This is a genomic window from Micromonospora sp. IBHARD004, from assembly GCF_052814115.1.
The window spans coordinates 6256032-6273878 of record NZ_CP199934.1 but is presented as its reverse complement, the minus strand read 5'-3'; the positions used below and the strand labels follow the sequence as shown (position 1 = coordinate 6273878).

The window sequence follows — 17847 nt, the reverse complement described above, 5'->3', positions numbered from 1 at the left end:
TAGGCTCTGCGGTCGTGAACGCACCCCGCCTCGCCGCCCCGGTCACCGGCGCCGTCGGCCGGTTCCTCGCCGGCGCCGGGCTGCTCCTGCGCGGCCTCGGCCTCTACGTCCGCAGCCCCGGGCTGATGCTGCTCGGCATCATCCCGGCGCTGATCTCCGGCGCGCTCTTCCTCGCCGCCTTCGCCACCCTGGTGTACTTCGTGGACGACCTCGCCGCGCTGGTCACCCCGTTCGCGGACGACTGGTCGGCGACGCCGCGCGGCCTGGTCCGGGTGATCGCCGGGCTGGCCTTCCTGGGGCTGGGCGGGCTGCTCGCGGTGGTCACCTTCACCGCGGTCACCCTGGTCATCGGCGACCCGTTCTACGAGAAGATCTCCGAGCGGGTCGAGGAGCGGTACGGGGGCACCCCCGGCGGGGTCGACGTGCCGTTCTGGGCGTCGCTGCGCCGCAGCGTCGTCGACTCGCTGCGCCTGGTGGCGATCTCCGCGCTGGTCGGCATCCCGCTCTTCGCGGCCGGCTTCATCCCGGTGGTGGGGCAGACCGTCGTACCGGTGATCGGGGCGGCGGTGGGCGGCTGGTTCCTCGCCCTGGAGCTGGTCGGCGCGCCCTTCTACCGGCGCGGCATGCGGCTGCCGGACCGCCGCTCCCTACTGAAGGCGGACCGGCCCACGGCGCTGGGCTTCGGCGTGGCGGTCTTCGTCTGCTTCCTGATCCCGCTCGGCGCGGTGCTGGTCATGCCGGCCGCCGTGGCCGGCGCCACCCTGCTCGCCCGCCGGTCGCTCGGCCAGCCCATCGAGGAGCGCTGACATGCAGATCACCCTGGTGGCGGGCGACATCACCGCCCAGCGGGTCGACGCGATCGTCAACGCCGCCAACTCCTCGCTGCTCGGCGGCGGGGGAGTGGACGGAGCGATCCACCGCAAGGGCGGGCCGGCGATCCTGGCGGAATGCCGGGCGCTGCGCGCCTCCCGGTACGGCCGAGGCCTGCCCACCGGCCAGGCGGTCGCCACCACCGCCGGCAACCTGCCCGCCCGCTGGGTGGTCCACACCGTCGGCCCGGTCTTCTCGCCCGGCGAGGACCGGTCGGCGCTGCTGCGGGCCTGCTACGCCAACAGCCTGGCGGTCGCCGACGAGCTGGGCGCCGCGACGGTGGCCTTCCCGCTGATCTCCGCCGGCAGCTACGGCTGGCCGGTCGACGACGCGGTACGCCAGGCGCTGACCGTGCTCCGCGCGGCGGCCCCGGCGCACGTCAGCGAGGCCCGGCTGGTCCTCTTCAGCGCCGACACGTACGCCACCGCTGAGCGGGTGGCCGCCGCAGGCTGAGCCGGCGGCGCGACTCCGGCGGGCACGCCACCCCCGACGCGGGCGGTCGTCCCGTCAGCTCAGGTCGGCGAGGCAGGACCACTGGGCGGCCACCGGCCGGTAGCCGAGCCGCTCGTTGATCGCGAGCATCGGGGCGTTCGCCTCGTCGTTCGAGGTGTAGGCCACGGCGACCCCGGCGGCGCGGGCGCGGTGCAGCGCGGCGACCTTGGCCAGCCGGGCCAGCCCTCGGCCACGGAACGCCGGCAGGGTGGCCGTCATGTCCGACCACATCCGGTCGCCGTCCCGCTTGACCAGGCTGAAGGCGACCAGCTCCCCGTCGACCTCGACGGCCGAGCTGGCCTCCCGGTCCAGCCCGAGGTTGTCCCAGACCTCGTAGCGCCAGCTCGCGTAGCTGAGCGCGTCGGTGGGCGCGTCCCCCGGCTCGTCGGCGGCGGCCGCGACGTGCACGGTGTGCAGCCGGCGCGGATCGAGCCCGGACAGCGACGGCAGCCGCACCCCGTCCGGGTCGTCCGGCAGCGGCGGCGTCGCCCGCAGGTCGAGCGCCGAGTAGCGCAGCTCCCGGCTCGGCGTGAAGCCGTGCCGGCGGGCGAACGGCAGCGATTCGGTCAGCGCCCAGGTCCGCACCCGGCGGATCCCCAGCGGACGGAGGTGGCCGAGCGCCGCGGCCAGCAGCGCGGCGCCGATGCCCCGGCCGCGCTGCTCCGGGTGGACGTGCAGCAGGGAGACCTCCCCGAAGTCCGCCTCCGACGTGCCGCCGTTCCGGTAGGCCGACACCCAGCCGACCACCCGGCCGTCGACCTCGGCCACGAACGCGGTCCATTCCTCGCCCGGCGGCGGTTCGGCGATCATCCGGCGGGTCGACTCGACCCCGCGCACCAGATACGGGTAGACCAGCGCGCGCAGCGCCACGACGGCGGGCGCGTCGTCGGGGTGAGCGGCACGGATCAGCATCTCAGCCCACCTCGCGGACGGCGGCGACCGCCTCGACCTCGACGAGCTGGTCCGGATAGCCCAGCACGGTCACCCCGAGCAGCGTGCTCGGCGGGTCGTGGTCGCCGAAGGCGTCCCGGACCACCTGCCAGACGGCCACCAGGTCGGCCCGGTCGGTCGTGGCGACGTACACGGTGGTCCTGACGACGTCGGGGAGCGCCGCCCCGGCGGCGGCCAGCGCGGTCTCCAGGTTGGCCATCACCTGCCGCGCCTGCTCGGCGGGATCACCGGGAGCGACGGTGCGGCCCGCGGCGTCCAGCGGGCAGGCCCCGGCGGTGAAGACCAGCCGGGCCGGCGGGGTGACCCCGGCCGCGTAGGCGTACTCGGCGACGTCGGAGAGTCCGGGGGCGCGGATGAGGGTCACGGTGCCGGTCACCGGGCGACGGTAGCGCCGGCCGTACCGCATCGCGACAAATTATCGGAGGGCCGGGTGGACCGGGCCCTCCGCCCGCGTCAGGCCGAGTCGCGGACCAGGAGGTCGGTCGGCAGGATCAGCTCCTGCTCGACGTCCTCGCCGGCCGCCATCCGCAGCAGCTGCCGGGTCATCGCCCGGCCCAGCTCGACGATGTCCCAGCGCACCGTGGTCAGCGGCGGCTCGGTGTACGCCGCGGTCTCGATGTCGTCGAAACCGATCACCGCCACGTCGTCCGGCACCCGCCGCCCCGCCTTGCGCAGGGTGCGCAGGGCCGCGTGCGCCATGAGGTCGGAGGCGGCGCAGACCGCGTCCAGGTCGGGGTACGCGGCGAGCAGGTCCCGCATCGCCGCCGCGCCGGACTCCCGGGTGAAGTCCCCGAACGCCTCCCGGGCGGGCAGCCCGGCCGCGGCCATCGCCTCCCGGTAGCCGGTCAGCCGCTCGATCCCGGCGACCATGTCCTGCGGGCCGGCGATGGTGGCGATCCGCCGCCGACCGTTCCCGATCAGGTGCCGCACCGCCCGGGTGACCCCGCCGACGTTGTCCACGTCCACGTACGGCACCTCGGCGCCGTCGAGCGGCCGGCCGGCGCACACCACCGGGATGCCCAGCCGGGACAGCACGCCAGGCAGTGGGTCCGCGCCGTGCAGCGAGGCGAAGAGCACCCCGTCCACGTGCCGCCCGGTGGTGTAGCGCTCGACCCGCCGGTGCCCGGCCGGCGAGCCGGCCAGCATCAGCACGAGCTGCTTGTCGGCCGCCTCCAGCTCCTGGCTGACGCCCCGGATGATGCCCGGGAAGACCTGGTCGTCGGAGAAGACCCGGGTGGCCTCCTCGGGCATGACCAGGGCGACCGAGTCGGTCCGCTGGGTGACCAGGCTGCGGGCGGCCAGGTTCGGCACGTACCCCAGCTCCTCGACCGCCCGGCTGACCGCCTCCCGGATCGACTCGGCCACCGTGGTGGAGCCGTTGACCACCCGGGAGACCGTGGCCCGGGACACCCCGGCCCGCCGGGCCACCGCCTCCAGGGTCGGTCGTTGTGCCGTCGTCATCCCCACCACCTCGTCACAGCCCGTTCCGGGAGATCACCTCCTGGTACCAGCGGGCACTCTCCTTCGGTGTGCGCCGCTGGGTCAGGTAGTCGACGTGGACGATCCCGAACCGCTTCCGGTAGCGCTCGGCCCATTCGAAGTTGTCCAGCAACGACCATACGAGATAACCGCGCACGTCCACGCCTCGGGCGATGGCCCGATGCACGGCGCGCAGGTGTCCGTCGAGGTACGCCACCCGGTCGGTGTCGGCCACCCAGCCGGTCCCGTCCGGGTCCTCGGCGCCGGCCTTGTCCGGAAACGCCCCACCGTTGGTGCCGAAGGTTCCGGGGCGCGCCCCGGAAACGGCGAGGAGCGGCCTTCCGACGGGGGAAGGCCACTCTCCGCGAGGCGTCGCGCGTGCCCCGGCCGGGCGCCGGGGCCCTCGGCTCACCCGACCCGCAGGCCGTCGAGCAGGCCGCGGTCGCCGGTCACCCCGAGGGTGTCGAAGCTGACCCGGCCCCAGAGCGCGAGCAGCAGGTCGCTGGCGGTCGCGGTGACCTGGGCGCGGGCGTGGTGGTCCTCGTGGCCGAAGACGGTGGCGGTGTCCAGCAGCGCCACTCCCTCACCGCGCAGCCGCAGGTACCAGTCCTGGGCGGCGTCGGCGGCGGTCAGCTGCACCACGCCGTGCCACTGGCCCGGCGTCCGCCGCCGGCCCGCCGGCAGCCAGGTGTCCAGCACCTCGCTCACCCCGTCGGCGGCGAGCTTCGCCTCGACCGGCCCGCCCGCGGCGATGGCGAGCTGGGCGTCCCACCGGTGCACCGCCGTCTCGTGCGCCAACCGGCGCGGCCAGAAGCCCGCCTTCTTCGGCTGCGGCGCCCAGTTCCACGCCGGCGCCTCCGGGTCCAGGCCCTCGAAGATCGTCATCAGCTGGTCGTAGCGCTGCTGCCAGAGCTGGAGCGGGGTGACCCCGGCGGTCGGCTCGCCGCTCGGCCGGGGGGGCGGGTTGGTCGAGCCGGTGGCGACGAAGGAGGAAACCCAGTGGTAGACGCCGGCGAGGTGGAGAGTGAGGTCGGAAACCGTCCAGCCAGGACAGGAGAGCACCGGTGTCTCCGCCGGCGCCTCGGCGACGGCGGCGGCGAAGGCGGGACCCTCGGTCCGCAGCGCGCCGATCCAGAAGTCCTTGGTGCCGTGCAGTCTGCTCATCGCAATCCTCCTGGGGGTGACCGGGCCACCAGTGGGTGCCGCGGCTACCCCTCAGCCTAGGGTGAAAGGCGTGTCAGACGTCTACGCCGAACCGACGACCGGAGCCGACCCGACCGACTTGGCCACCCTGGCGAGATACACCACGCTCCGCCTCGGTGGCGCCGCCCGACGGCTGGAGACCGCCACCAGCGCCGATGAAATCGTACATAAGGTGCAGGAGGCGGAGCGGCGGGACGAGCCGGTCCTGATCCTCGCCGGCGGCAGCAACGTGGTCATCGGCGACCAGGGCTTCCCCGGCACGGTGGTCCTGGTCCGCTCCCGGGGGCTCCGGGTGGTCGCCGAGGACGCCGAGACGGTCACCGTACGCGTCGAGGCCGGCGAGCCCTGGGACGAACTGGTCGCCGCCACCGTGGCCAACGGCTGGTCGGGGCTGGAATGCCTCTCCGGCATCCCGGGCTCGGCCGGCGCGACCCCGATCCAGAACGTCGGGGCGTACGGCCAGGAGGTCGCGGAGACCATCACCGGCGTCCAGGTGTACGACCGCACCGACGGCAGCGTCGGCCGGGTCGACGCGGCGGACTGTGGGTTCGCCTACCGGGGCAGCATCTTCAAGTACAGCGACCGCTGGGTGGTGCTCTCGGTCGACTTCCGGCTGACCCGCTCGCCGCTCTCCGGCCCGGTGCGCTACGCCGAGCTGGCCCGGGCGCTCGGCGTCGAGGTGGGCGACCAGGTGCCGCTGGCCGACGCCCGCGCGACCGTGCTGCGGCTGCGCGCCGGCAAGGGCATGGTGCTCGACGCCGCCGACCCGGACACCTGGTCGGTCGGCTCCTTCTTCACCAACCCGGTGCTGGAACGCGAGGCGTACGAGCTGCTCCGGGAGCGCGCCGCCGACCTCGGCGAGCCGCCGGCCTGGCCGGGGGCCGGCGACGTGGTCAAGGTCAGCGCCGCCTGGCTGATCGACAAGGCCGGCTTCGCCAAGGGCCACCCCGGCCCGGAGGGCGTCGCCATCTCCAGCAAGCACACCCTCGCCCTCACCAACCGCGGCGGCACCGCCAGTACCGCCGCGCTGGTGGCCCTGGCCCGCGAGATCCGCGACGCCGTCCACGACCGCTTCGGCGTCACCCTCCACCCCGAGCCCGTCCTCATCAGCTGCACCATCTGACCCCCACCCTCCCGGGGTGGGGGGTGGGGTGGGTCAGGTGGGGGAGACGGCGGCCCAGGGGAGGGTGAGGTCCCCGTGGCGCCAGCGGCGGGGGTGGTCGAGGATGGGCCAGCCGGCGGCGCACACGGCGCGGACCGTCTGCAGCCAGCGGTGGCGGGGACCGAAGGGGGCGTAGCCGGCGGCGGCCTGCCAGGCGTCGTCGAGGGCGCGGATCAGGTCGTGGATGCGTTCGCCGGGGACGTTGCGGTGGATCAGCGCCTTGGGCAGCCGCTCGGCGAGCTGGGCGGGGCTCTCCAGCGTCGCCAGGCGAGCCGCCAGGGTGAGCGTGCGGGGACCGGCCGCGTCGAGCAGCACCCAGCTGCCGAGCCGGCCCAGCTCGTCGCAGGTCCCCTCGACCAGCAGCCCGCCCGGGGCGAGCCGGGCGGTGACCGTGCGCCAGGCGTCGGCGACCTCGCCCTCGTCGTACTGGCGCAGCACGTTGAACGCGCGGACCAGGGCGGGGCGCAGCCCGGCCAGCTCGAAGCCGCCCCGGGCGAAGGTCAGGCCGGGCGGGTCGGCGGCCGGCTGGGCGGCGGCGACGCGTACCGGATCGATCTCCAGCCCGACCACCCGGACGTCGGCGCGGACCCCGGCCGCCAGCCGGGCCCGCAGCTCGACGGCGGTGACCGGGGTGGCGCCGTAGCCCAGGTCGACCACCAGCGGGTCGGCCGCCGACCGCAGCGCGTTTCCGCAGGTCTCGACGATCCAGTTGTCCACCCGCCGCAGCCGGTTCGGATTCGTCGTCCCCCGGGTGACCACGCCCACCGGCTTCATCAGGTCACCCGGTGCACCTTGTGCTGGGCGGCCTGGGCCAGCGGGCGCACCACCAGCCGGTCCACGTTGACGTGGTGCGGGCGGGTCGCGCACCAGGCGATGCAGTCCGCGACGTCCTCGGCGACCAGCGGCTCGGCCACCCCGGCGTAGACCGCGGCGGCCTTGTCCGCGTCGCCGCCGAAGCGGACCAGGCCGAACTCGTCGGTCTTCACCATCCCCGGGTCGATCTCGATGACCCGGACCGGCCGCCCGCTGAGCTCCAGCCGCAGGGTGCCGGCGATCGCGGTCTGGGCGTGCTTTGCGGCGGCGTAGCCGCCCCCGCCCTCGTAGACGGTGAAGCCGGCGGTGGAGCTGACGATCACGATGGTGCCGGCGCCGGAGGCCTCCAGGGCCGGCAGCAGCGCCTGGGTGACCCGGAGCGTGCCGAGCACGTTCACGTCGTACATCCACTGCCAGTCGCCCACCGCGCCGGACTCCACCGGGTCGAGGCCGCGGGCCCCGCCGGCGTTGTTGACCAGCAGGGCAACCGGCCCGGGCGCGGCGGCGGCCGCCGCGGCCAGCCCGGCCACCGACTCGTCGGAGGTGACGTCGCAGGCCACCGCGGTGGCCGCCCCGCCCGCCGCCTCGATCTCGGCGATCAGGCCGGCGAGCCGGTCGGTACGCCGCGCGGCGGCGAGTACATGGAAGCCCTCGGCGGCCAGCCGGCGGGCGGTCGCCGCCCCGATCCCGCTGGACGCCCCGGTGACGATCGCGACTGAGGTCATCCGGTCATTCTCCCCCCGGTCGTGGTTCCCGGCGGTGATGAGGTCCGTCACGCCGGGGCCCCGGCGCCACGCATTTCGAAAGCCTGATGGGGAAGATGACATCCGGCGTGGAGGTTGACCGAGTAGCGCCGGTCGTGCGGGACGGCATCAACCGTGGCAGAGGGAGCGGACGTGGCGGAATTGCACACCGGTGTCGGTCGTCAGCGAGGCACCCTGCCGTGGCCCCGGCCCCGCCGCATCGCCACCCTCTCCGTGCACACCTCCCCCCTGGACCAGCCCGGCACGGGCGACGCGGGGGGCATGAACGTCTACATCCTGGAGGTCGCCCGCCGGCTGGCCGAGGCCGACGTCGAGGTGGAGATCTTCACCCGGGCCACCTCCGGTGACCTGCCCCCGGTGGTCGAGATGGCGCCCGGCGTGCACGTCCGGCACATCACCTCCGGCCCCCTCGAAGGGCTCACCAAGGAGGAGCTGCCCGGGCAGCTCTGCGCGTTCACCGCCGGGGTGCTCCGCGCCGAGGCGTCCCGTCCGCCCGGCCACTACGACCTGATCCACTCGCACTACTGGCTCTCCGGCCAGGTCGGCTGGTTGGCCAAGGAGCGCTGGGGGGTGCCGCTGGTGCACACCGCGCACACCCTGGCGAAGGTCAAGAACGCCCAGCTCGCGGCCGGGGACCGGCCCGAGCCGAAGGCCCGGGTCATCGGCGAGGAGCAGGTGGTCGCGGAGGCCGACCGGCTGGTCGCCAACACCCGGGTCGAGGCCCGCGACCTGCTCGACCGGTACGACGCCGCCCCGGACCGGGTCGCCGTGGTCGAGCCCGGCGTCGACCTGGACCGGTTCCGCCCGGCCGTCGGGGACCGGGACGCCGCCCGGCTCGCCGCCCGCCGCCGGCTGGGGCTGCCCACCCAGGGGTACGTGGTGGCCTTCGTCGGCCGGATCCAGCCGCTCAAGGCGCCCGACGTGCTGATCCGGGCCGTGGCCGCGCTGCGCGACCGGGATCCCGCGATCGCCGACGAGGTGACCGTGGTGATCTGCGGCGGCCCCAGCGGCAGCGGCCTGGACCGGCCGACCGCCCTGATCGAGCTGGCCGCCTCGCTCGGCGTCGCCGACCGGGTGTGCTTCCTGCCGCCGCGGACCGGCGAGGACCTGCCGGCCCTCTACCGGGCCGCCGACCTGGTCGCGGTGCCGTCGTACAACGAGTCGTTCGGGCTGGTCGCGCTGGAGGCCCAGGCCTGCGGTACGCCGGTGCTGGCCGCCGCGGTGGGCGGTCTGGTCACCGCCGTCCGGGACGGGGTGAGCGGGGTGCTGATCGACGGCCACGACCCGGTCGACTGGGCCCGTACGCTCGCCAGGCTGCTGCCGGACCGGCTCCGCCGGGCGGCCCTGGGCCGGGGCGCCGAGCGGCACGCCCGCAACTTCTCCTGGCACCGGACGGTCTCCGGCCTGCTGGCGGTCTACGGCGAGGCGATGACCGAGCACCGCGCCCGGCTCGCCGCCCGGTTGGCCGCCGACCCCGCGCTTTCCTGCTCCTGGTGAGGCGTCCGCCGTCCGGTGGGCGGAAGAACCCGGCCGTAAAGTGGGTCCGATGAGCCGTAGGAGCGACGTCGCCGCTTTGATCGAGTCCGTCTGCGCCGAGCGTGAGCTGGACTGGGAGTCGACCGGTGAGGGGTCGTACGCGGTGACCCTGCCGGGCACGCACAAGCTCAAGACGATCTGCAACCTGATCGTCGGCGAGCACGCGTTGCGGGTCGAGGCGTTCGTGATGCGCCAGCCGGACGAGCGCCGCGAGGAGCTGTGGGCCTGGCTGCTGCAGCGCAACGCCCGGATGTACGGGGTCTCCTTCTCCATCGACACGGTTGGCGACGTCTACCTCACCGGCCGGGTCAACCTGGCCGGCATCGACGAGGACGAGCTGGACCGGCTGCTGGGCGCCGTGCTGACCTACGCCGACGATTCGTTCGACAGCATGCTGGAGATCGGCTTCGGCGCGGCGATCCGCCGCGAGTGGGAGTGGCGGGTCAAGCGGGGCGAGTCCACCGCCAATCTGGCCGCCTTCGCCCACCTTTTTGAGCCCTCCGCCGGTGCTCGGGCGTCCGCCGACAGCGCCACCTCGGTCACCGGAGGTTCGGACCCGTCCTGACGGGTATGCCGCACTGCGCGGTGCGGCACTGGGACCCACCGCGGGCCGAGGACGGAACTGTCGAGGAGCGTGTGTCCCATGGCTCAGCGAAGCAGCTCAGGTCGCGGCACGACTGCGACGAGGACCAAGCGGCAACCCGGCAACCAGACGCCGGGGACGCCAAACATCTCCGAGTCTGAGATCTCCCGGATGAAGGTCGACGACATTCGCGGCCAACTCCGCCGGCGCGGGGTCGCCGGGATCTCCGCCCTGCGCAAGCCGGAACTGGTGAAGACGCTGGCGAAGACCCTTCGGGCGGAGAGCCGAGGTGGTGGCGCCGCGCGCAAGCCGACCGGACCGGCGGGCCGCGCCGCCCCCACGAAGAAGGCGGCCGGGGCGAAGAAGGTCTCGGCGGCCCGGGCGAAGGCGGCACCCGCCGCGAAGGCCACCGGCGCGAGGGCGAAGGCCGCCCCGGCCCGGAAGAAGGCGGCCCCGGCGCAGAAGGCGCAGCCGTCCCGGGCGCGCGCGAAGGCGGCGGGCGGCGCGAGGGCGGCGGGCGGTGCGAGGGCGGCGCCGCCATCGCGGGCCGGGGTCACGGCGGCGGCGAAGGCGACCCCGGTCCGGACCGGTCGATCCTCGGCCCGTTCGGTGCGGTCGTCCCAGCAGGTCACCTCGCTGGAGGATCGTCCGGAGCGTCCCGGTCGGAGCCTGGTGACCGCCAACCACGAGGTGATCCAGCGCTGGGCGAGGGCCCGGAACGCCAAGCCGGCCACCATCGCCGGCACCGAACGGGAGGGCCGGCCGGGGGTGCTGACGTTCAACATTCCGGGCTACCGGGAGAGCAGCCGGATCCGGGAGATCACCTGGGACGACTGGTTCCGGACATTCGACGTACGCGGGCTGAACCTGATCTACCAGGAGCAGCTGCGGGACGGCCGGCAGAGCAACTTCTTCCGCACGGAGAACCCGGATCGGGAGGACGCCTGAGGTTTACGGGAATGGCCGGCGGGAACCCGCTGTTGACACATCCAATGGCCCGGAGCCAGGACAGCTGGATTTCCGACACGAGTGCTGTGACGGGCGAGACAGTGATCTGAGTTGAATCCGGAATCCGGGCGAACTAACTTTATTGCACCGCGCCACGCTTGGAATCGTTCGGGGGAGCGGCGGATCGATCAGATCCGCGCAAGCGAGGCGCGAGGGAAACAGGTGGATCACGCCGTTGGGGGACGGTGCCACCTGTGGAACCGGCGGCGCGAGCGGGCGACGCTTACGGGGGTGAGTGTCGCCCGCCGCCGCCGGGCGTACGGTGCGGGCGTCCATCACGACGGGGGTCGTGGTGGGCGCCCAGCGCCGTCTTCCGACCTTTTCAGCGGCCGGCGGTCACGGCCTCCGCCCGGCGGTCCCGGTCGCGCAGGGCGGCCACCCGGCGTTCCCGGGCCGGACCGGCGAGCAGGTGGCCGACCGCCGCCACCAGGCCCAGCCCGCCGACGACGAGCCAGTGCCGGTCGCTCAGGTGCTGCAGGCTCAGCCCGCCCAGCGCGGGCGCCACGAACGACGCCGCCGGGAAGGTCAGGTAGAAGACCGACTGGTACCGGGCGCGCAGCTCCGGCGGCGCCAGGTCGGCGTTGATCTGCGCGTTCGGCGGCGCGGCGAGCATTGAGCCGATCGTCCAGACCACCGCCGCGCCGAGGTAGAACGGCAGCTCGTCGGCGACGGCCAGCGCGCCGAAGCCGATTGCCATCAGCCCGGTGGAGACCGACAGCACGGTCGCCTTCCGGTACGGCTCGATCAGCCGGGGCACGAAGAGCTGCCCGAGCACGATCAGCGCGCCGCCGAGCGCCACCACCACGCCGTACGCCGACGGGCCCAGGCCGTCCGCGCGCATCGCCAGCGGCATGATCGTCGAGGTCTGCATGGTGAGCACGGCCAGCACGAAGGTCAGCCCGACGAAGGTCAGGAAGGTCCGGTCGGTCAGCGCGCTGACCAGCCCCGGCCGCCGCGCGCCCGGGGCTGCCTCGCGTGCCGGGTCCTCGCGTAGCGGGCCGCGACGGCGGGCCCGGGCGAGCGTCTCGGGGACCTTCCAGGCGATGATCGCGGCGGCGGCCAGGGTGGCGGTGGCGTCCACCAGGAAGAGGGCGACGAAGCTCGCCTCGGCGAGCACACCGGCCAGCAGCGAGGCGACCGCCATGCCCAGGTTGAACGCCCAGAACTGCAGGTTGAACGCGCGCGAGCGGCGGGCCTCGGGCACCACGTCGACGATCGCCGCCACGAACGCCGGGCTGGGCATCGAGTGCGCCACCCCGACCAGCGCGGCGAGCACCGCGATGACCGCCAGGTGCCGGCTGAACGCCAGCCCCGCCATCAGGCCGGCGGCGCCGAGGTGCGCGGCGAGCAGGGTGGCCCGCCGGCCCCAGCGGTCGGCCAGCACCCCGCCGAGCAGCACGCCGACCGCCCCGCCGGCCCCGTACGCCCCGACCACCGCGCCGGCCAGCGACTCGGAGGCGCCGCGCGCCGCCGTCAGGTAGAGCGAGAGGAAGAGCACCGCGAACGCGCCGGCCCGGTTGATCAGCAGGCCGGACCACAGGTACCAGAAGGTGGCGGGGAGTCCACCGGCCGTCCCGTCCCACCAGCGCCGCAGGCCCCGCACCCGTCCTCCATGAAGGTTTGTTAACCGATCCAAGGTCGACGCTAGGCAGTGCTCCGGCGGCACGCCAGCGTGTCCCCGGTCACGTGGCGAAAAGCCGGGGTGCGGCGTACTCAGGAGGCGGCGCGGGCCGGCATCGGCTCGGTGGGCGCGGTCGCGGCGGCCTCGGCCGCCGCGGGGGCCGGCGGCTGGACGACGGTGACCGGCCGGAGCGGCACCGCGGCCGTCCGGAGCTGGGCGGCCCGCCGCTCCCGGGCCGGACCCGAGACCAGGTGGGCCACGGCCATCACCGCGCCGATCGCGGCGCAGCCGAGCCAGAGCGCGCCGTTGCCGACGTGCTCCCGGACCAGGCCGCCGAGGATCGGGGCGGCCGCTCCGGCGATCTGCCAGGAGAGCGAGAAGACGCCCTGGTAGCGCCCGCGCAGCGCGGCCGGCGAGAGTTCGGCGATGAGGGTGGAGTTGGACGGCGAGTTGAGCATCTCGCCGAGCGTCCAGATCAGCACCGTGACCCCGTAGAACCAGGCCGTGCCGGCGAACGCGGTCAGGCCGAAGCCGACGCCCATCACCAGCGAGGCGAGCGCGAGCACGTGGGACCGGCTCCGCCCCTTGATCAGCCGGGGTACGAAGAGCTGCCCGACCACGATCAGCACCCCGTTGAGCGCGATCACCGAGCCGTACGTGGCCGGGGTGAGGCCCGAGTCGCCCATCGCGATCGGCAGCATCGAGATGTGCTGGAGGAAGACCAGCGCGGCGAACAGGTTCAGCGTCACGAAGCCCAGGTAGACCCGGTCGGTGAGGATGGTCCGCAGCGCGCCGGGGGGCGCCGCCCCGCCCTTGGCGGCGGGGGCGGCCGAGGCGGTGCGGGTCTCCTTCACCCGGGTGAAGATGATCAGTGCGGTGATCAGCGTGGTGGCCGCGTTGACCACGAAGAGCAGCAGGTAGCCGGCCTGGGCGGCGAGGCCGGCGAGCACGGCGGCGCAGGCGAACCCGAGGTTGATCGCCCAGTAGTTCAGCGAGAAGGCGCGCAGCCGGTCCTTCTCCGGCACCACGTCGATCATCATGGCGCCGAACGCCGGCCGCGCGGCCTCGGCGAAGGTGCCCAGCAGCAGCGCGCCCAGGGCCACCGCCCAGAGCGGCCGGGCCAGGCCGAGCGCGATCATCATGGTGGCCGCGCCCAGGTGCGCGGTGAGCAGCGTGGGTCGCCGTCCCCACCGGTCGGCGAGGGTGCCGCCGACGGTGGTGCCGACCGCGCCGCCGACGCCCCAGAGGCCGAGCACCAGGCCGGCCCGCGACGCCGAGAAGCCGCGCTCCTGGGTGAGGTAGATGGCGAGGAAGACCAGGACGAACGAGCCGAGCCGGTTGATCAGCGTGCCGGTCCACAGGTACCAGAAGACCCTCGGCAGGCCGCCTGTCGTGTCCCGGAACCAACTTCGTACCGTCCGCACCGCGCCGCCCCCGTTTGGTAATGACCGATATATCGCAAGCGCCTTACAACCTAGTCCCGCCCCGGAACGCCGGTCACCAGCTTTTCCACGTGGCGGTCGTCACGACCCGTCCCCGCGTGTCCACCGGCGACGTACGGCAGGATGATCGGCATGACTGCGAGCGAGGGGCCCACCGTCGGGACGCTGGTCCTGCTGCGGCACGGCGAGAGCGACTGGAACGCGAAGAACCTCTTCACCGGCTGGGTCGACGTCGACCTGACCGCCAAGGGCGAGGCGGAGGCGCGGCGCGGCGGCGAGCTGCTGCGCGAGCACAGCCTGCTGCCGGACGTGGTGCACACCAGCGTGATGCGGCGCGCGATCCGCACCGCCGAGCTGGCGCTCAACGCCGCCGACCGGCACTGGATCGCGGTGCGCCGGTCGTGGCGGCTCAACGAGCGGCACTACGGCGCCCTGCAGGGCAAGAACAAGAAGCAGACCCTGGACGAGTACGGCGAGGAGCAGTTCATGCTCTGGCGCCGGTCGTACGACACGCCGCCGCCGCCGATCGACGACAACGACGAGTGGTCCCAGGTCGGCGACTCCCGCTACGCGCTGCTGCCGACCGAGCTGATGCCGCGCACCGAGTGCCTCAAGGACGTCGTCGAGCGGATGCTGCCGTACTGGTACGACTCGATCGTGCCGGACGTCCTGGCCGGCCGGACGGTGCTGGTCGCCGCGCACGGCAACTCGCTGCGCGCCCTGGTCAAGCACCTCGACCAGATCTCCGACGAGGCGATCGCCAAGCTGAACATCCCGACCGGCATCCCGCTGCGCTACGACCTCGACCCGCTGCTGCGCCCGCAGACGCTCGGCGGGACGTACCTCGACCCGGACGCCGCCAAGGCGGCCGCCGCCGCGGTGGCCAACCAGGGCCGCTGACGGACGCGTACGAAGGCCCCGGTCCGTCGCGGACCGGGGCCTTCGTCGTCTCCGCTCAGCTCGCCGTGGGGCTGCTCTCCCCGGTGATCAGGTAGACCACGTGCTCGCCGGCGTTCACCGCGTGGTCGGCGAAGCGCTCGTAGAAGCGGCCGAGCAGGGTGGCGTCGATCGCCGTCTCCACCCCGTACGGCCAGTCGTCGCCGAGCAGCACGCCGAAGAGGCTCTTGTGCAGGTCGTCCATGGCGTCGTCGTCGCCGTCCAGCTCGGCCGCGAGGTCGGCGTCGGGCTTGGCCAGCACCGAGCCGATCTTCTCGGCCATCCGGTCGGCGATGGCCGCCATGTCGGTGAAGACCGGCCGCAGCTCGGCCGGCACCGCCGGGGACGGGTGCCGGCGCAGCGCGGTCTTGGCGACGTGGTCGGCCAGGTCGCCCATCCGCTCCAGGTCGGCGGCGACGTGCAGGGCGGTGATCATGGCGCGCAGGTCGGAGGCGACCGGCGCCTGCCGGGCGAGCAGGTCGCAGACCCGCTCCTCGACGTGCCGATACAGGTCGTCGATCTCGGCGTCCCGCGCGATCACGGCCTCCGACGCCTCGCGGTCGGCGGTGAGGAGGCCACGGGTGGCCTGGCGCATCGCGGCGCGCACCCCCTCCGCCATGTCCACCAGCAGTTGGCTGACAAGCTGCAGGTCGGCCCGGAATTCGTCGCGCATCGTCACTTCCTGGGTTCGGTGGCCGCGGGTCGGCCCGAGGATCCGGTGCCGGCACGGCTTGAGCAGGTGCGCGACCCACGGTAGGTCGGGGGAGCGGACCTGAGGTGAACGAGGATGAACGACGCGGGGCCTGCAGGTGAACTTTCCCGGAAGTGAGAGTGATTCGTCCCGTTCTGGGCGGTCCCCAGGTTAACAATGACCCTAGGATCGCCGGGTGGAGTGGGCGGTGGCGGTCGTGGTGGCCCTGGCTCTGGTGACCGGACTGGTCGCCGGGCTGCTGCTGTCCCGACCCGTCCGGGACTGGTGGCACCGCTCGCGGCTGCCCGGGGACGGGGGCTTCCGCCCGAGCGCAGGGAGGCCGGCGATGCCCGACGACCAGGCGGGCGGGCTCTCCGGGCTCGGCCGCAAGACGGTCGATTCGCTCCGGGCCGGCGTCGTGGTGCTGGACCCGGACGACGTCCCGGTGCTGGTGAACCCGGCGGCGCGGGCGCTGGGCCTGCTCCGCACCGGCCCCACGCCCGGCTCCATCACCGCGCACCCGTTGATCCGTACCCTCGCCGGGCAGGTCCGCCGCACCGGCGTACGGCGGGAGATCGAGCTGGACCTGCCGCGTGGCCGGGACAGCGCGGGGGACAACCCGCTCGGCGTGCACCTGCGCGCGATGGGGCTCGGCGGCGGGTACATCTCGGTGGAGGCGGCCGACGTCACCGAGTCGCACCGGCTGGCCCGGGTCCGCCGGGACTTCGTGGCCAACGTCAGCCACGAGCTGAAGACCCCGATCGGCGCGCTGCAACTGCTCGCCGAGGCGCTGATCGACGCCACCGAGCCGGCCGGCGACGGGGCGCCCGACCTCTACGCGGACCTGGTCGCCGCCCGGCGGTTCGCCGAGCGGATCCAGCACGAGTCGACCCGACTCGGCCGGCTGGTGCAGGAGCTGCTGGAGCTGACCCGGCTCCAGGGCGCCGAGCCGCAGCCCCCGCCGGAGCCGGTCTCGGTGGACTGGGTGATCGCCGAGGTGATCGACCGGACCCGCACCGCGGCCACCGCCCGCCGGGTGGACGTCGTGGTCGACGGCGCGCGCGGCCTGACCGTTTACGGCAGCGACACCCAGATCGCCACCGCGGTGGCCAACCTGGTCGAGAACGCCATCAACTACTCGGGCGAGGACACCACCGTCCGGGTGACCGCCCGCACCATCGACGAGCACATCGAGATCGCGGTCGCCGACCAGGGCATCGGCATCGCTCCGAACGAGGTCGACCGGATCTTCGAGCGGTTCTACCGGGCGGACCAGGCCCGGTCGCGCTCCACCGGTGGCACCGGTCTCGGCCTGGCCATCGTCAAACACATCGCCAGCAACCATGGCGGTCGGGTGGAGGTGTCGAGCACTCTTGGTGGGGGGTCGACGTTCACCCTCCGGCTGCCCGCCAGCCCCCCGGACGACCCGGAGGCGACACTCTCCTCCGCTGGGATCGAGGCCGGCCCGGCCGGGCTCCGGCAGGTCTGACCACAGGAAAGGAAACACCCGTTGAGCCGCGTACTGGTGGTCGAGGACGAGGAATCGTTCTCCGACGCCCTGTCCTACATGCTCCGCAAGGAGGGCTTCGAGGTCTCCGTCGCCGCGACGGGTCCCGCCGCCCTCACCGAGTTCGACCGGACCGGCGCCGACATCGTGCTGCTCGACCTGATGTTGCCGGAGATGTCGGGCACTGAGGTCTGCCGGCAGCTCCGGCAGCGCTCGCACGTGCCGATCATCATGGTCACCGCCCGGGACAGCGAGATCGACAAGGTGGTCGGCCTGGAGATCGGGGCCGACGACTACGTGACCAAGCCGTACTCGCCGCGCGAGCTGGTGGCCCGCGTCCGGGCGGTGCTGCGGCGGCAGAGCGCGGAGGTGGCCGAGTCGGGCGCCCCGACGCTCGCCGCGGGCCCGGTCCGGATGGACATCGAGCGGCACGTGGTGACCGTCGAGGGGGCCGCCGTCCAGCTGCCGCTGAAGGAGTTCGAGCTGCTCGAGCTGCTGCTGCGGAACGCCGGCCGGGTGCTGACCCGGGGGCAGTTGATCGACCGGGTCTGGGGCGCCGACTACGTGGGCGACACGAAGACCCTGGACGTGCACGTCAAGCGGCTGCGCTCCAAGGTCGAGCCGGAGCCGTCCGCGCCGCGCTACATCGTCACCGTCCGGGGCCTGGGCTACAAGTTCGAGCCGTGACCGGCCCGGCCCGCCGACTGCGGGCCCGAGTCCAGACCCCTCTCGGCCGGGCGTCGGCCCACCGATCGCCGGTCCCGGCCGCGGCGGGGCCAGGTAGGTGCG

Annotated in this window: 18 protein-coding genes and 1 pseudogene; 9 read left to right on the top strand and 10 right to left on the bottom strand. The window is 74.0% G+C overall.

What is annotated here, in order from left to right; genetic code table 11:
* Window positions 1–14 precede the first annotated feature (14 nt).
* Together ACTWO6_RS30510 and ACTWO6_RS30505 are read left to right on the top strand one after the other, a co-directional pair.
* Window positions 15–806 (top strand): EI24 domain-containing protein, encoded by a 792-nt coding sequence (locus ACTWO6_RS30510; protein ID WP_446217126.1) that lies wholly within the window; start codon window positions 15–17, stop codon window positions 804–806.
* 1 nt (window position 807) lies between these two features.
* Entirely contained in the window at window positions 808–1323 is a 516-nt protein-coding gene (locus ACTWO6_RS30505; RefSeq protein ID WP_446217125.1) for an O-acetyl-ADP-ribose deacetylase, read from the top strand.
* 54 nt (window positions 1324–1377) lie between these two features.
* Here ACTWO6_RS30505 and ACTWO6_RS30500 read toward each other — a convergent pair whose 3' ends face one another.
* The 5 genes and pseudogenes from ACTWO6_RS30500 to ACTWO6_RS30480 all read right to left on the bottom strand — a co-directional run bounded on the left by ACTWO6_RS30500 (window position 1378) and on the right by ACTWO6_RS30480 (window position 4956).
* A complete protein-coding gene (locus ACTWO6_RS30500; RefSeq protein ID WP_446217124.1) occupies window positions 1378–2274 on the bottom strand; it encodes a GNAT family N-acetyltransferase in 897 nt (298 codons plus the stop codon).
* 1 nt (window position 2275) lies between these two features.
* Window positions 2276–2677 carry a RidA family protein gene (locus ACTWO6_RS30495; protein ID WP_446220826.1) on the bottom strand — a complete coding sequence of 134 codons (402 nt, stop codon included), beginning with the start codon at window positions 2675–2677 and terminating at the stop codon, window positions 2276–2278.
* Between the two features lie 89 nt (window positions 2678–2766).
* On the bottom strand, window positions 2767–3774 hold the full coding sequence (locus tag ACTWO6_RS30490) for a LacI family DNA-binding transcriptional regulator (RefSeq protein WP_446217123.1): 1008 nt from the start codon (window positions 3772–3774) through the stop codon (window positions 2767–2769).
* Between the two features lie 13 nt (window positions 3775–3787).
* Window positions 3788–4084 (bottom strand): annotated as a pseudogene (locus ACTWO6_RS30485) (family 1 glycosylhydrolase); the annotation flags it as partial.
* 116 nt (window positions 4085–4200) lie between these two features.
* Window positions 4201–4956 (bottom strand): maleylpyruvate isomerase family mycothiol-dependent enzyme, encoded by a 756-nt coding sequence (locus ACTWO6_RS30480; protein ID WP_446217122.1) that lies wholly within the window; start codon window positions 4954–4956, stop codon window positions 4201–4203.
* 127 nt (window positions 4957–5083) lie between these two features.
* On the opposite strand from ACTWO6_RS30480, the gene ACTWO6_RS30475 reads away from it, so the two are divergent.
* Complete coding sequence (locus ACTWO6_RS30475; RefSeq protein WP_446220825.1) at window positions 5084–6118, top strand: UDP-N-acetylmuramate dehydrogenase; 1035 nt, start codon at window positions 5084–5086, stop codon at window positions 6116–6118.
* 33 nt (window positions 6119–6151) lie between these two features.
* Here ACTWO6_RS30475 and ACTWO6_RS30470 read toward each other — a convergent pair whose 3' ends face one another.
* Window positions 6152–6931: a class I SAM-dependent methyltransferase gene (locus tag ACTWO6_RS30470; RefSeq protein WP_446217121.1), complete on the bottom strand. Its 780-nt coding sequence runs from the start codon at window positions 6929–6931 to the stop codon at window positions 6152–6154.
* Window positions 6931–7695 carry an SDR family NAD(P)-dependent oxidoreductase gene (locus tag ACTWO6_RS30465; protein WP_446217120.1) on the bottom strand — a complete coding sequence of 255 codons (765 nt, stop codon included), beginning with the start codon at window positions 7693–7695 and terminating at the stop codon, window positions 6931–6933. The genes ACTWO6_RS30470 and ACTWO6_RS30465 overlap by 1 nt, the downstream gene beginning before the upstream one ends.
* Before the next feature lie 171 nt (window positions 7696–7866).
* Between ACTWO6_RS30465 and mshA the strand changes: the two genes are divergently transcribed.
* The 3 genes from mshA (at window position 7867) to ACTWO6_RS30450 (ending at window position 10801) form a co-directional block, all read left to right on the top strand.
* Entirely contained in the window at window positions 7867–9231 is a 1365-nt protein-coding gene (gene mshA / locus ACTWO6_RS30460) for a D-inositol-3-phosphate glycosyltransferase (protein WP_446217119.1), read from the top strand.
* Between the two features lie 49 nt (window positions 9232–9280).
* A complete protein-coding gene (locus tag ACTWO6_RS30455; protein ID WP_446217118.1) occupies window positions 9281–9835 on the top strand; it encodes a YbjN domain-containing protein in 555 nt (184 codons plus the stop codon).
* A 78-nt stretch (window positions 9836–9913) separates the two neighbouring features.
* On the top strand, window positions 9914–10801 hold the full coding sequence (locus ACTWO6_RS30450) for a hypothetical protein (protein WP_446217117.1): 888 nt from the start codon (window positions 9914–9916) through the stop codon (window positions 10799–10801).
* A gap of 382 nt (window positions 10802–11183) precedes the next feature.
* Here the strand turns inward: ACTWO6_RS30450 and ACTWO6_RS30445 are convergent, their stop codons facing one another.
* Complete coding sequence (locus ACTWO6_RS30445; protein WP_446217116.1) at window positions 11184–12464, bottom strand: MFS transporter; 1281 nt, start codon at window positions 12462–12464, stop codon at window positions 11184–11186.
* A 110-nt stretch (window positions 12465–12574) separates the two neighbouring features.
* Window positions 12575–13906: an MDR family MFS transporter gene (locus ACTWO6_RS30440; protein WP_446217115.1), complete on the bottom strand. Its 1332-nt coding sequence runs from the start codon at window positions 13904–13906 to the stop codon at window positions 12575–12577.
* Between the two features lie 150 nt (window positions 13907–14056).
* Between ACTWO6_RS30440 and ACTWO6_RS30435 the strand changes: the two genes are divergently transcribed.
* Window positions 14057–14824, top strand: coding sequence for a phosphoglyceromutase (locus tag ACTWO6_RS30435; RefSeq protein ID WP_446217114.1), 768 nt, complete (start codon window positions 14057–14059; stop codon window positions 14822–14824).
* A gap of 55 nt (window positions 14825–14879) precedes the next feature.
* Here the strand turns inward: ACTWO6_RS30435 and phoU are convergent, their stop codons facing one another.
* Window positions 14880–15533, bottom strand: coding sequence for a phosphate signaling complex protein PhoU (gene phoU / locus ACTWO6_RS30430; protein WP_446217113.1), 654 nt, complete (start codon window positions 15531–15533; stop codon window positions 14880–14882).
* A gap of 214 nt (window positions 15534–15747) precedes the next feature.
* On the opposite strand from phoU, the gene ACTWO6_RS30425 reads away from it, so the two are divergent.
* Window positions 15748–17040 carry a sensor histidine kinase gene (locus ACTWO6_RS30425; RefSeq protein ID WP_446217112.1) on the top strand — a complete coding sequence of 431 codons (1293 nt, stop codon included), beginning with the start codon at window positions 15748–15750 and terminating at the stop codon, window positions 17038–17040.
* Window positions 17041–17061: 21 nt separating this feature from the next.
* Window positions 17062–17745, top strand: a complete 684-nt coding sequence (locus ACTWO6_RS30420) for a response regulator transcription factor (protein WP_446217111.1) — start codon at window positions 17062–17064, stop codon at window positions 17743–17745.
* Window positions 17746–17847: the final 102 nt, after the last annotated feature.

Excerpts from the sequence above, each read along its gene's own strand:
- ACTWO6_RS30505 (WP_446217125.1), top strand. The coding sequence starts at position 808 with ATGCAGATCACCCTGGTGGCGGGCGACATCACCGCCCAGCGGGTCGAC.
- phoU (WP_446217113.1), bottom strand. The coding sequence starts at position 15,533 with ATGCGCGACGAATTCCGGGCCGACCTGCAGCTTGTCAGCCAACTGCTG.
- ACTWO6_RS30435 (WP_446217114.1), top strand. The coding sequence starts at position 14,057 with ATGACTGCGAGCGAGGGGCCCACCGTCGGGACGCTGGTCCTGCTGCGG.
- ACTWO6_RS30500 (WP_446217124.1), bottom strand. The coding sequence starts at position 2,274 with ATGCTGATCCGTGCCGCTCACCCCGACGACGCGCCCGCCGTCGTGGCG.
- ACTWO6_RS30470 (WP_446217121.1), bottom strand. The coding sequence starts at position 6,931 with ATGAAGCCGGTGGGCGTGGTCACCCGGGGGACGACGAATCCGAACCGG.
- ACTWO6_RS30480 (WP_446217122.1), bottom strand. The coding sequence starts at position 4,956 with ATGAGCAGACTGCACGGCACCAAGGACTTCTGGATCGGCGCGCTGCGG.
- ACTWO6_RS30455 (WP_446217118.1), top strand. The coding sequence starts at position 9,281 with ATGAGCCGTAGGAGCGACGTCGCCGCTTTGATCGAGTCCGTCTGCGCC.
- ACTWO6_RS30465 (WP_446217120.1), bottom strand. The coding sequence starts at position 7,695 with ATGACCTCAGTCGCGATCGTCACCGGGGCGTCCAGCGGGATCGGGGCG.
- ACTWO6_RS30490 (WP_446217123.1), bottom strand. The coding sequence starts at position 3,774 with ATGACGACGGCACAACGACCGACCCTGGAGGCGGTGGCCCGGCGGGCC.
- ACTWO6_RS30450 (WP_446217117.1), top strand. The coding sequence starts at position 9,914 with ATGGCTCAGCGAAGCAGCTCAGGTCGCGGCACGACTGCGACGAGGACC.